Annotated in this window: 7 protein-coding genes and 1 pseudogene; 2 read left to right on the top strand and 6 right to left on the bottom strand. The window is 43.0% G+C overall.

Going from position 1 to position 13,611, the window contains the following annotated elements:
- Positions 1-75: 75 nt before the first annotated feature.
- Both ACTQ53_RS16425 and ACTQ53_RS16420 read right to left on the bottom strand, forming a co-directional pair.
- On the bottom strand, positions 76-1,125 hold the full coding sequence (locus ACTQ53_RS16425; RefSeq protein ID WP_441934296.1) for a hypothetical protein: 1,050 nt from the start codon (positions 1,123-1,125) through the stop codon (positions 76-78).
- 95 nt (positions 1,126-1,220) lie between these two features.
- Positions 1,221-1,423: pseudogene (locus tag ACTQ53_RS16420) on the bottom strand (hypothetical protein); the annotation flags it as partial.
- A 164-nt stretch (positions 1,424-1,587) separates the two neighbouring features.
- Between ACTQ53_RS16420 and ACTQ53_RS16415 the strand changes: the two are divergent.
- Positions 1,588-2,286 (top strand): hypothetical protein, encoded by a 699-nt coding sequence (locus ACTQ53_RS16415; protein WP_441934294.1) that lies wholly within the window; start codon positions 1,588-1,590, stop codon positions 2,284-2,286.
- Between the two features lie 266 nt (positions 2,287-2,552).
- On the opposite strand, the gene ACTQ53_RS16410 is transcribed toward ACTQ53_RS16415, so the two are convergent.
- From ACTQ53_RS16410 to ACTQ53_RS16395, 4 genes are all read right to left on the bottom strand, one after another.
- Positions 2,553-3,914: a sulfatase-like hydrolase/transferase gene (locus ACTQ53_RS16410; protein WP_441934300.1), complete on the bottom strand. Its 1,362-nt coding sequence runs from the start codon at positions 3,912-3,914 to the stop codon at positions 2,553-2,555.
- Between the two features lie 72 nt (positions 3,915-3,986).
- On the bottom strand, positions 3,987-5,624 hold the full coding sequence (locus ACTQ53_RS16405) for a RagB/SusD family nutrient uptake outer membrane protein (protein ID WP_441934292.1): 1,638 nt from the start codon (positions 5,622-5,624) through the stop codon (positions 3,987-3,989).
- Between the two features lie 15 nt (positions 5,625-5,639).
- Positions 5,640-8,822: a SusC/RagA family TonB-linked outer membrane protein gene (locus tag ACTQ53_RS16400; protein ID WP_441934290.1), complete on the bottom strand. Its 3,183-nt coding sequence runs from the start codon at positions 8,820-8,822 to the stop codon at positions 5,640-5,642.
- Between the two features lie 297 nt (positions 8,823-9,119).
- Positions 9,120-11,738, bottom strand: a complete 2,619-nt coding sequence (locus tag ACTQ53_RS16395; RefSeq protein WP_441934288.1) for a glycoside hydrolase family 2 TIM barrel-domain containing protein — start codon at positions 11,736-11,738, stop codon at positions 9,120-9,122.
- 305 nt (positions 11,739-12,043) lie between these two features.
- On the opposite strand from ACTQ53_RS16395, the gene ACTQ53_RS16390 reads away from it, so the two are divergent.
- Positions 12,044-13,483 carry an alanine/glycine:cation symporter family protein gene (locus ACTQ53_RS16390; protein ID WP_441934298.1) on the top strand — a complete coding sequence of 480 codons (1,440 nt, stop codon included), beginning with the start codon at positions 12,044-12,046 and terminating at the stop codon, positions 13,481-13,483.
- Positions 13,484-13,611: the final 128 nt, after the last annotated feature.

Genomic DNA, 13,611 nt, shown 5'->3' with positions numbered 1-13,611 from the left:
TACGCAACTGCTGAGCAGCTTTCTTGTAATCAATTTCTAAGTTGTCCATAATATAAAAACTGTGTTAAACTACTTTTATTGTAGCTTGACACAGTTTAGTTTACACTCTCGTTTTTCGTATTTCTGAATAAGTATCGTAAAATGCAAATCAACTACATCGGAACTTACCTCTCTCGTACCAAAGACTAATTTTCCTTTTCCTGCCAACATTTGGAACTCACTCTTGATATTTTCTTCCTCCTTCAAAGAAAGAGGATGAAGTGAGGACACTTTACATAATACGACTAGCTTCTGCAGATTGAAAAACTCATTATCTGAATCCATCTCGATGTACTTTATCAGTTTCTTCAGATAATCCACTCTGCTGCTTTCTCCATAAGTATGAGTCTCCATGTTGGTTAGCAATATAGAGAAACCATCATAGATGAAATCCATGTCATGAAAAGTGATGTCCTTTCCACCCATGAACTTATCTCGGAGACCTTCATATTTTTCTCTATAGTCTAGATAGTCAATTCTCTTCTGCATACGATAGTCACGCTTCTTTCTGATATTGGATGCTTTGGCGATTCTCTTCTTGCAATAGTTCCAGTCCTCCATGCTCATTGATATACTATCATGAGAAAAGAGCTTCATGGTTTCGAGAACCTCTCTTTTCTTATGGCCAGGCAAATAATAGAGATAGTACTTTTGTTCTAACTTTCTAGCCATAGTACCATAACTGGTGTGCATCTTGTGCTCGATTCTGTCCTCAAAGGTATCTTTGAGTGTCTGCGGTGTATAGCCGTAGAATGTACAACTCCAAAGAATCTTGGCTAGCACTTCCTCCTTGCTGATGTTGCAGTCATTAGCAACAACCACTTCCTTGGCAACATTACATTCCCAAAGATCACCTTCACAATTGTATACATTAATATATGGCTCTTCATCCTCATAGCCTTCAACAGGTTTAACCCACTCTACACGTATTTTGGGGTCCTTAATCTCGGATTCATCCGCAGGAATAAGATGGCAAAGGATGTCGTATGCCTCACGATATTGTCTGATGCCCAAATATCCTTCCTTTTTTAAGGCAGGAATCAATGCGTCAAAATCCGTACTAAGTAAAAGTTCTTTCAGTTTCATACACTTAACATTTAAAATTTATTGCAAAGGTAGTGCAAGGGTGTGCCAAAAAATGGCACAGCTTAAAAATATCTTTGAAGGCTATGATATTTTTATAAAATTTTTATAAGGTGTGTTGAAATATCCTCAAGACATGAGCCACCACAAAGATATACGCACATCAGAGAGCGTAGAATCTCACTATATTGATAACCAAACAATGTGCATCTCGATCCCAAGGTGGAATCTATGGTTTAAGCTAAAAAAGCATCAAATTGCTCCATAATTGAAAAAAATCCCCAAAAGGAGTGTGTTTCATAGATTTTATTTGTATTTTTGCCGTGTCATTCAGAGTTTTATTTGTTTTTAAATGCAACACTAAGACAAGTGAGATTTCTGACATGGCAAAAACCTAATCAACTTTTTGTTGCTCAGGTTCTTATAAATAATATTGAATTATAGTGTTGCGGAATTTAGGTTATTATGACAACATCAGACAAACAATTTGATTCGCAGTTTGATAAAGTTGAGAATCTTGTACACTATCCTTGGATAGGTTGCAACTATGCTTCGGCACCAAAACGTGTGCTTATCATGGGAGACTCGCACTATACGGTGAATGATGAAGGCAAATTCTGCCCAGAGGAATATGATAGATGTGTTACAGACAAGGAATATACAAGAGGAATCATTAATTGTGCAATAGTTAATTGTGCAATAGAAAAAGGTAGCTGGAAATTCCATACAAACCTTCAGAAAACATTCTTGGATGAAAGCGACATGGATGTCGAGGGTTTTTGGAACAAAATAGCTTCTTATAACTTCATACAGGAGCCTATGAAAGGCACACATGAGGTGCCCTCCTTAGCTGATTACGAGACGGCATGGAAGTGCTTAGCTGATGTCGTGCAGATTATCAAGCCAGATGTTTGCATATTCGTTGGATTAAGAAACGCAAAGGGTATAAATGTTCTCGATGAAACGGACGTGAAATATTCTATCCAAACATTGGACGAAAGAATCAGTAACAGTTCTCCTATACGAGGTGAATTGCAATTTGCTGATGGCTATCAGCTTCCATTCTATATGATTCATCATACATCAATGGGGTATAGCCCTCAGCTTTGGTACGACTTCTTGAACAAAGAGATTCCAGAGGTTGTCAGCTTTTTGGATAAGTAAAAAATAACGTGAGTGACGTATGACGACACAGAAAAACATTTGGGTGAATATCGATTGCCGACAGAATGGCTGCTATCGCTACAACATCTCCAATTCAGAAAGTCTTGCTGATTGATAATTGTCACGCTGGCTGCTCGATGCATATTCTACAGCCAACACGTTGTCGCAAAACACGTCGCTTAAAGACCGTAAAATCTTGAAAAAACGGATAAAAAACTGAGGGTGTGTCATAAATCCATGACACACCCCCGGTTTTACAATGCCAATTACTTTTTCCCACTTTCTGCATCTTCCGGTATTGGCCAGTTTTCTGATGGAGTTCGCATTTCCTTCATCACCTTGTCAAAACCGATTACCATTTCCGGATATTTCTTGGCGAGATCATGCTTTTCTTCCGGGTCTTCACGCAGATTGTAGAGTTCCAGAGGCTTGTTTGGCTTGATGGTAACAGCCTTCCAGTCACCGTGGCGCGCAGCACGCTGTTTGCCTGGGAATTCCCAATAGAGAACTCGGTCGTCTGTATCAATCTGCTTACCATAGAACAATGGCAGGATATTCATGCCGTTGATGTTCTGAGGCAGATATTGGGTTCCTCCCGTAAGAGCTGCCAGCGTAGGCATTACATCTGGGAAATAGATGATGTTGTTCAGCGACTGTACCGGCACCTTTCCTGGCTGGTTCACGATGAACGGTACTCGGATTCCTCCTTCGTAGAGTTGTGCCTTGCGACCGCGGAATCCTGCGTTGCAGTTGAAGAGTTTCAATGGTGCTTGAACGGCTGCACCGTTATCTGAGGCAAAGATCACAAGCGTATTCTCGCGCAAGTTGTTCTTTTCCAGATAGGTGAGCAGTCTGCCTATTGCAGCATCCATGTGGGTTACGAGTGAAGCGTAGCGCTTGTCGTTCATGCTCCACGATTCATCATCATACCATGTGGTGTTGTCGATGATATAGGGTTCATGAGGCGCATCAAAAGCCAGATAGAGGAAGAAAGGATTCTTCTTGTTTCGCTTGATGAAATTGATGGCATCATCGGTCGAAATATCCGTATTGTGTTTGATGTGCTTATCGTGCTCATTTGCCTTGATGTGGATGAGCTTGTCATGGTCGAAACGGTTGTATGGATAATAGTAAGGTGAATTGGATTCTACCGTACTGATCAGCCATCCGTGGAACTCGTCAAAACCACGATAGATTGGTGATGATTTAGGATCATAGCCATCCAGATGCCATTTGTTGACAAGACAGGTTTTGTAGCCGGCAGCGTGCAATACCGTAGCGATGGTCGTATCCTGCGGCTGCAGACTTGTCCTGCGAACGATGGTCGTGTCTCCTTCAGGGGTTATTTTCAGACCAGTCATGCCTCCTGCTGTGCACATATTATCACGTATACGGCTATTGCCGGTATTCTTACCCGTCATCAGTGCACAACGTGATGGTGAACTGATTCCTGACCCGGCATAGCTCTGGTTGAATCGAGTACCCGTAGCAGCCAGTTTATCAATGTTTGGAGTCTTGATAGTCTTGCTGCCGTAGCAGGAGAGATCGCCATATCCCAGATCATCGGCAAGGATGAAAATGATATTGGGTCTGTCGGCTGTAGCCTTTACAGCCTTGTTTTGTGCCATTGCTGCCTGCCCCGGCACGAGCGAGGCTGCAATGACTCCGATAAATGCTTTATTCTTCATAATGGTTTGATATTAATAGCCTTTGTTCTGTTCCCAATTCTGTGTCAGCTGATGCTGATCAAAAGGAATCGGGAAGAGAATATCGTCTGTAATTTTACTCCAGCGCCACTCCAGTGGTGTACCTGTTGTTGCATCGCAATCTTTCACAGCCATACCGTTGTTATTGGCTTGTTGTGTTGCAGACAATCCTTGTGTACGATGATTGAAATGAGCTTCCATTACCTTATTTATACGTCCTGTGCGAACCAGGTCGAACCAGCGATGACCTTCAAAGCAGAGCTCCACATATCGTTCGTTTTCAATGGCGAGTCGCATTTCTTCTTGAGTTGATGCGGTTGTGCCATTGATTCCTGCTCGGTTACGAACTTGGTTGAGGTAGGTCTTAGCTTCATCGGTAGAAGATGTTTCGTTCAGACACTCTGCATACATGAGTAATACATCGGCATAACGGTAGATGATATCGTCACAGCCACTGGTACAAGCTTTTAAGCCCTGATTGTGAGTGTCGAAGTATTTGAGAGTAGCTGGAGTATAAGCCTCTCCATTTTCTGTCACATTCACTTCGTCGGTCTGTTTAGACTTAGTCTGTGATGTGTCGTAAAGCTTGTCGTAAACCATCTGGGTGTAGCGCTTATCCTGTGGATTCTTTCTCAAGGCATTATATAACTCCCATGTCATCAACAGACAACTTACTCCCTGAGAACAAAGAATTGTAGATTTTGTTCCGTCAGGGTAAACGTAGGCAGGTTGATTGTTTGGTGTGACAGCAGGGATGCAGCGGCGCATCAGATAGTTGGTAATCTGGGTGGAACCGTTGTTGAACTGTGCTGCCAGAATAATTTCCTTGTTTACTGGATTTTCTGAGTCATATATGCTGGCATAGTCATCAAGCAATCCAAGGCTGTCTGGATTCTGATTGGCATAGTCAATGACTTCCTTGAGTTGGGTCTTTGCACTATTGAAGTCTTTCAATGTCATATATACATCAGCGAGCTTCACCTTGGCTGCAATGCTGGTAGCTCGACCTGCCTTGCTGGCTTCTTTGTAGCTCTGTGGCAAATTGGCTGTGGCTTTGGCAAGATCCTCTTTTATGAGGGCATAAATATCTTCCTTCGGACTGCGATTGTAGCTGTACAATTCATTATAGTTGGAGATGACATGCTGTGTCAATGGCACAGGACCGTAGAGTCTTACAAGTGTAAAGTAAGCGTATGCTCTGAAAAAGCATGCTTCACCCTCAAACTGTTTGCGATTGCTTTCGCTGACTTTATCAATCTTGTCTAAAGCATTATTGCATCTGTTAATCATGCTGTAACAGTTACTCCAGATATCATTGATGGTGGCAGAGGTAGCATCCCATGTTCCCTCGTTCAGGCTGATATAGTCAGACTGGTTGTTCTTCTTGTAGTCATAGGCTTCGTCTGTACAAAGTCCGTTGACCATAATCACATCTTCCTGTACTGTACGCAGATAATAGTAAGCATCCAAGAGGATGTTTTCTATTTCGCTGTCATTGGTAAGATAGGTCTCCATCTGCATGGTGTCAGAATTATAGCGATCGAAGAAACTATCGCTACAAGCAGAGAATCCCATAGCCGAACCTCCCAGCAATGCTGAGAGAATTACGTTATTTATATATTTTGTTTTCATAATTTTATTTCCTTATTAGAATGTTGCATTAATACCAAATGTCATTACTCGTGCGATAGGATAACCACCAAAGTCTACACCATTGTTGGTAGCAGAATTACCATTGTAGTTTGCCTCAACAGAATAGCCTGGGTACTTGTCGAATGTAACGAGGTTCTGAACGTTTGCACTGAAGCGAACTCGCTGCAAACCGATGTAGCGGCAGATTTGTGTTGGCAGAGTATAACCCAGAGCCACATTGCGGATGCGCAGGAAATCGGCATCATAAAGATAGCGGGTTGAAGGCTGGATGTTTGAACCAAGATTGTTGGTACCTGCCTTATGTGATTTGCCATTGCCAGGATTCTCTGGACTTTGCCAACGGCCGAGACCTGATTCCTTAAGTACGTTGTCATCCCAACGGTTAAGAGAGAAAGCACGTGCTGCGGCATAGATAACCTTACCACCTACCTGACCATCGATTGTTACAGCCAAGTCGAAGTTCTTGTAGCTGAACTTATTGTTCCAACCATATGTGAAATCAGGCTGATAATTACCTACATGCTGATAATCATTGGCATTGACAACCTTGTCACCATTGGTATCTTCGAAGATGAGATCACCGATACCTTCTGTTCCAAACTTAGGATATTTCTGCAAATCTTCTTCTGTGTTGTATGTGCCAATCACTTTGAGCATATACATATCGCCCATAGGACGACCAACGATGTTTCTGATGACATTGCCCCATTTTGTACCAGCCTTGCCGTTTGCCAATTGTGTCTGGTTATTGGCAAGTGAAAGGATCTTGTTCTTGTTCATTGACCAGTTGAGGGTAGTTTCCCAGTTGAATGCGCCTTGTAATACTTTTGCGTTAAGAGAAAGTTCAATACCCTTGTTCTCTACCTGACCGGAGTTCATATAAACAGAACTTGCTATACCATTGAAGTTTGGAATATTGGCAGGCATTACAATGTCACTCGTACGTTTATAGAGGTCTACATTCAGATTGATGCGGTTGAAGAACGCCAGGTCGATACCGAGGTCGTACTGCTTGTTCTTTTCCCATCCAAGTTCACGGTTTGAATATCCTCCAGGATAATATGAAGGAATGGAACTTGTTCCGAATACTACGTTGTGGTCGGTCTTGATAGTAGAAATCCATGCGTAGTTGCTTCCTATCTGGTCATTTCCTGTTACACCATAGCTTGCGCGCACCTTAGCCAGGCTGAGCCAGGTTAATGGTTTCATCCATGATTCCTCAGTGATGTTCCAGGCTCCTGATGCTGAGTAAAAGAGTCCGGCACGGTTGTCTGGACCGAATTTGCTGGAACGGTCACGACGCAGGGACCCAGAAAGTACGTACTTGCTGTCATAATTGAATATGAGTCGTGTGAACATGGCATCGAACACATAATTTGTGTTACTTGAAGAACCAGTCCACAGATTTGCACCCATTACGTTCTTGATGCTTGTACCCAGATAGGCGATTGGGTTGTCGGCATCAGTACGGTCATCCTGGCGAACGTTGAAGGCACTGTTGTATTCAAAGTCGTAACCTGCTACGGCATTGAGGTTCATCTTATCTGTGATGTCCCAATTGTAAGAGGCTGTAGTTGACCAATATGTATTATAGCCAAAACCTGAAGCACGGTAAGCATCTACAGACTTGAGAAAAGGTGTAGATTTGTTTCCTGTGTATGAAGAACCGAGCAGATAAGCTGACTGGTAATAGTCAAGCTTTGTGGAATTGGTAGAGAAATCAACTGTAGAACGGATTGTGAGGTTCTTGATAGGAGTTATCTCTATGTATGCATTGGTCAGCGTTCTTAATGACCAACTGTCATTGTTGTTCTCCAACAGGTTGCAGACCGGGTTGCGCAACTGTGTATTCAAGCCATAGTCTGGTGTTCCATTCTTGCCAGAATAATGCTGTGAAATTTGCGTATAGTCACCATTGGCTTGGTAAACAGGGAGGATAGGAGGATAGGAGAGTGCGTCTGCGATGACACCTTTCACATCTTCTGTGTTTCCACCTGTTGGCTGCTGACTGCGTTTCTTGTTATAGCTTGGAGAAAAACTGGCGCCAATTTTGACATGTTTGCTCAGCTTGGCATCAAATCCAGCCTTGATATTCACTTTCTTAAAGAAAGAGTTGAGCAGGATACCATCTTCATTCTGGTAATTTACAGAGAAATTGTAGGCTATCATATCTGTACCGCCGGTGACTGTTGCGTTGGCACGATAGTTGAGAGCATTGCGGAATATAGCGTCTTGCCAATCGGTATTGCAATAGTTGCCGGAATCACGGAGTTTTGTGAGTTCTGGATATTTACTGATAGTACCGTTGTTGGTACGTGCCTCAATAATCATGTCAAGATAGTCTTTAGCATCAAGTACGTCTACACGGGTCTGTGCCTGACTTACACCAATCTGGGTTGAGAAATTTACCGTCGGTTTTCCTGCCTTGCCCTTCTTGGTAGTTACGATGATGACACCGTTACCTGCTTTTGAACCATAGATGGCAGATGATGCGGCATCCTTCAGAATTTGAATGTCTTCAATATCACTTGGGTTGATATTGTTGAACAGTTCTGAATCGGTAGTAGGATAACCGTCAATAACGTAAAGTGGATCGTTACCACTATTGATGGAACCTGCACCACGGATGCGGATGGAAGGGGCTGCACCCGGTTCTCCACTGGTTTGCTGCAGGGTAATACCAGAGGATAAACCAGAAAGGCTCTGGGTGATGTTGGATGTTGGCATCTCGGCAATATTTGAGCCTTTTACTGTTGACATGGAAGTAGACACTGAGCGTTTGGTGATTGCTCCATAACCTACTACAACTACTTCGTTGAGAACTTTGTTGTCTGGTTTAAGTACCACATTGAAGTTTGTTTTCTGACCTATGGCTATCGTTTGAGCTGTATAGCCAATATACGAAATGGTAAGTGTCTGTTCTGGCTTTACATTCTGGAGCGTAAAATTACCATCCAAATCTGTGGCGCAGCCCACACTAGTACCTTTTACCATGACACTTGCACCAATTACAGGTTCACCAGTCTCATCTACAACTGTACCCTTCACAGTCTTTGCCTGTTGTACAACATTTGTTGTTGCATGTGCCTGGGCAACTCCCAATGGAGAAAATGTCAAAGCAGAACAAAACAAAGTCATAGGCAATACGTAGCTGTTCTTTAATAGTTTTGTTTTCATCTGTTTTTGTTTTTATTGGTTTAAAATCTTAATTGCTGCTGCAAATTTAGCTTTATATTGAATGCAAGAACTTTATTATTTGACTTTAAGACATGATTTTTTGATTTTGTTTTTTTCTGCCATATATTATGGTGTAGTTTATGTTTTTTTTGTTCCACAACTTATTTTCCTGTTTTTTTCAAAAGCAATTTTAACAAAAAAGCCAGTTGGTAACATTGTACTACCAACTGACTTTTTGTATTCATTCCCTGGTTCTGTTTTAAATAACCATAATGATGAACTGATTTGCTCATGGTTTCAATTCAACTTTCTAATCTTGATGCCATTTAGGAAAGCCTTTCCTTGCAGGGACTTCAACTGGATGTTGATGCTGCCACGATTGTTTTCAACGATGTATTTACGCTTAAAGGCAGTACGGTAATGGCGACCATCAGTAGGAGTGAAATCCGATTCTTTCCTTTCGTCATTGATGCTGACATCAAATCTTACATCTTTGGATGAAGACTCTGTATTGCTTTTGGCTAGGAGATTAGGCAGTTGGACTGCAGGCTTGGTAACATCAGCCATCAGTAGTTCTACCTCGTATTCGCCACAAGGTGCGTCTATTCTGTATTCCAAATCTCCTTCACGCCATGTCTGATAAATCGGGCCATCTATTGTGTTTCCGATTTCAGATGTCGTACTCTTGCTTTCGGCTCCTACATATCCCCATGCTCCAGGCTTGTATGCTTGGTCTGGTAACCATGTGAGCTGGCTCAAGGAAGATATGAAATAGCAGTTACTGCCCACGTTGATGGCGAGTTCTTCTCCTTTTGCCAAGTTTGGCAGAGGGTTATACTGAATTTTCATTACATCTCCTGTGTTCCCATCAACCTTGTTTTTATAATCTGTCAGAACTTCGTTAAAACCTTTTGCTTCTAAAGTAGAACTACCGAAAGGCAGGACAACATCAAAGACGGCAAAGCAATTCTGTACACTCTTTTTCCCGTAGCTCCTGCCATTTACGATAAGTTCCACTTCTGGCATGTTAGAATATACCTTAATGCGCTGGGGCTCGTTGATATGACCAGTTCTTATGCTCCAGTCGCGACTGGCAATATGAACCACAGGTATGTCCTTACGCCACATAGACTTGAAGTAATAAGCTACGTCCTTCAGGGTACGGTCGTTGTAGGCAATTCCCTTGTTGTTTACTCTTGGCATGGATTCCTGGCGTTCTGCCACGTTAAAGTCGATGAAGTTCCAATAGGTACAACCGCTAATCCAAGGCTTTTCTTCAATGAATGGCAGATAGTGCTCTATATAAGTTTGCTGATATTCTATGCTGAAATCGAAGGCATGGGCAGAGTTTGAGTGCAGACGCTGATCGCTTCCTGCTCCCCATTCTGAAATTATCATCGGCTTTTTGGGATAGCGTTGGTGCTGGTCTTCACACCAGTGATTGAATCCGTTCAGTTCGCCCTGATACCAGCCATGATAAAGATTCCATCCCACAACATCAACAAGGTTCAGACCTATTTCGTTGTAAGTATTGGTCATATTAAATGCCATTACGCTTTTTCTGGTTGGGTCTTCATCCTTAAGAACCTTTTCCAATCGATGGGCAAGGGCTAGGGTACGTTCCTTAAAGGCTGGCCATTCCTTAGTTCCTGGCCATGGAGTGCAGAGCAGGATTTCATTCATGTAGCCCCAGTTGATGATACTTGGATGGTTGTAGTGTTGGCGGATCATTTCCCGTAGATTACGCTCACAATTATCGGCATAGTGGGGAGTGTCTGGTACAAGGTCTATGATAGGAATTTCTTCCCATGCCAACAAACCGAGTTCATCGCAGGCATCCAAGAGGGCGTCATCTTGAGGATAATGGGAGATGCGGATATAATTGCTGCCCAGTTCCTTCATCAGTTTTATGTCACGGCGATGAGCCTCGTCGGGTAAGGCTACTCCTACAGGTGCCTGATCCTGATGACGGTTGAATCCACGTAGCTTGTAAGTCTTTCCATTCAGACAGAATCCCTTCTCTCCATCGAAAGAAAACCAGCGGAATCCAACCTTGTGGTTTTTCTCATCAATGACTTTCCCTGATTTCGTATCTATAATAGAGGTTCTTACCTTGTATAAAGTAGGACGTTCTGGAGTCCAAAGAAGTGGGTTGGCAATGGGTTTTGACTGCAATGCCGTGCGTTGGGTTTCGCCGGCTTTCAGGGGTATCTTCTTCTTGATGGTTTGAAGTAGCTTTCCATCGGGCGAGAAAATCTCGTTTCTCAGTTCTACCATCGATGCTTTTTGACCATCATTGCTCACTTCGCTAACCACCTTTACCACGCTTTGTTTTTCATTCACAATAGGAGTAGAAACGAAGATGCCGTCACTTCCCATGTTGAGCATGTTGAAATGAATATCGGGTGTAGAAACGAGCCAGACGTCACGATAGATGCCGCCCCAGAATGTGAAATCTGCCATGATAGGAGTGACATCCTGACGGCTGTTGTCTACAGTTATCTCTATGGTATTTTCTGATTTTTCTCCTTGTCTTGCAGGATTGGTATTTAGAAAATCAGTGATATCGAAGGTAAAGGACGAATATCCACCGGCATGACAACCTACTTCCTTGCCATTTACCTTCACTTCTGCAGCCTTATTTGCTGCATCTATCTTCAAGAAATAGCGTCTGTCTGGATTGATTTCTGCCAGGGTAAGAATGCGGCGGTATTCTGCCTTCCCTTTATTATAGTTCCTGCCTTGGTAGGCATCCAGAGTATAAGTATGGGGAATATTTACTGATGTCCATTTCTGACTGGTAGGAAGTTTGAATTCCCAGTTGTCATTGATGGTCGCAGCTTTTCGTTGTGCCATGGTAGGTATGGTCATCATTGAACCGATGATTGTGGTAAGAAAAATGTTTTTAATGTTCATTGTTGTCGTTTTTTATTGAAGTTTTGCTGAAGTACGGCAAAAGTACAAATAAAATCTGAGATCCTTACTTCTTTTGGAGTTTTTGTTCGATGATAGTGCAGAATAAAGTGTTAAATCTTGGGAAAACGGACAAAAGATAGTATATTCACCATGGAAAAATGTATAAAATACCTCCGTTTTATATTTAAAAAGAGGACGAAAAGACGGTTAAACGTAAGATAGACAGATATTTTGCTGATTTTTGAAATTAAATTCGTAAATTTGCAGTCGAAAAGAAATAATATTCAGATTTTGATAGACAAATGATAGATTCATTACAAAACATTTTAGTTCAGGTTAGCGATTTTCTCTGGTCGTATATCATCATTACAGTTCTGATATGCTGTGCCCTGTTTTTCACTTGGCGTACAAGGTTCGTACAGTTCCGACTCATCAAGGAGATGGTCAGGCTGTTGCTGAATCCCGACAAGGTTCAACCGGAGGAGATAGGACAAGATGAACTGTCGATGGAGGTAAAGGTGGATGGCGAGATGAAACATATCTCTTCCTTCCAGGCTTTCGTGGTGGCATTGGCCAGTCGTATCGGTACGGGAAATCTTGCTGGCGTGGCTACAGCTATCAGCATCGGTGGTCCGGGAGCCGTATTCTGGATGTGGATGCTGGCTTTGCTGGGTTCTGCATCGGCTTTCATAGAATCAACCCTAGCCCAACTTTACAAGCGCAGGGGAAAGACATCCTTCTTTGGAGGTCCTGCCTACTATATGAAGTATGGTCTTGGAAAGGGATGGATGGGCATTCTCTTTGCCGTCCTGATGATCGTTACCTTTGGCTTTGCCTATAATTCTGTTCAGAGCAATACCATCTGTCAGGCCTGGCAGAAAGCGTTCGGCATCGAACCTGCTACCATGGGAATTGTGCTCACGGTGCTCACCCTGCTCATCATCTTCGGTGGTATCCAGCGCGTGGCAAAGTTCTCTTCTACTGTGGTTCCTGTGATGGCTGTCGTCTATCTTCTGATAGCCGTTGGAGTCGTGATTTGGAATATCACCAGTCTGCCTAAGGTGTTGCTTGCCATTGTGGAGAATGCCTTCGGCTTCAATCAGGCTGCCGGCGGAGTGTTGGGAGTTACGGTGATACAGGGCATCAAGCGAGGACTGTTCAGTAATGAGGCTGGTGAGGGTAGTGCCCCTAATGCAGCTGCCGTGGCAACGGTGAGTCATCCTGTAAAGCAGGGTTTGATTCAGGCTTTGGGGGTGTTTACTGATACCTTGGTGGTATGTTCATGCACCGCCTTCATCATACTGGTGAGTGGGGTAGATGTTACAGCATCCAATGGTATTCAGCTGACGCAGGATGCCTTGACTCACGAAATAGGAAGCATCGGCAATCCATTTGTGGCTGTAATGATCTGTCTCTTTGCCTTCAGCAGCATCATCGGCAACTATTATTATGGCGAGACCAACGTGAGATATATCAGGGATTCCAAGCTGGGTGTATTCATCTATCGTCTTGCAGTAGCTGCGATGGTAATGGTAGGAGCTGTGGTATCGCTTGATTTTGCATGGAGTTTTGCCGACATCACGATGGCTCTTCTCACGCTCTGCAATCTTGTGGCCATCGTCCTGCTTTCCCGCCAGGCCGTCTTCCTGCTGCAGGATTATCGACAGCAGAAGAAGGAAGGCAAGAATCCTGTATTCTGCAAAGATAAGATGCCGGAGATTGCCGATAAGCTGGAGGCATGGTAGTAAATAAATTGATAAAATAATTAGGGTGTCCAGTTCTATGTTCCAATATTAACTCACTTGTTTGAGTGTTTTGGTTCGTTCTGTCACCCAGTTTTTGGACAAGTGCTCGGTAGTCCAAGCATCAATGT

It is taken from the genome of Prevotella sp. Sow4_E9_plate (assembly GCF_052116205.1).
In the GTDB taxonomy this organism is placed as follows: Bacteria; Bacteroidota; Bacteroidia; order Bacteroidales; family Bacteroidaceae; genus Prevotella.
Note: the sequence above shows the minus strand (reverse complement) of the source record. Positions and strands in the feature narration are given on the sequence as shown.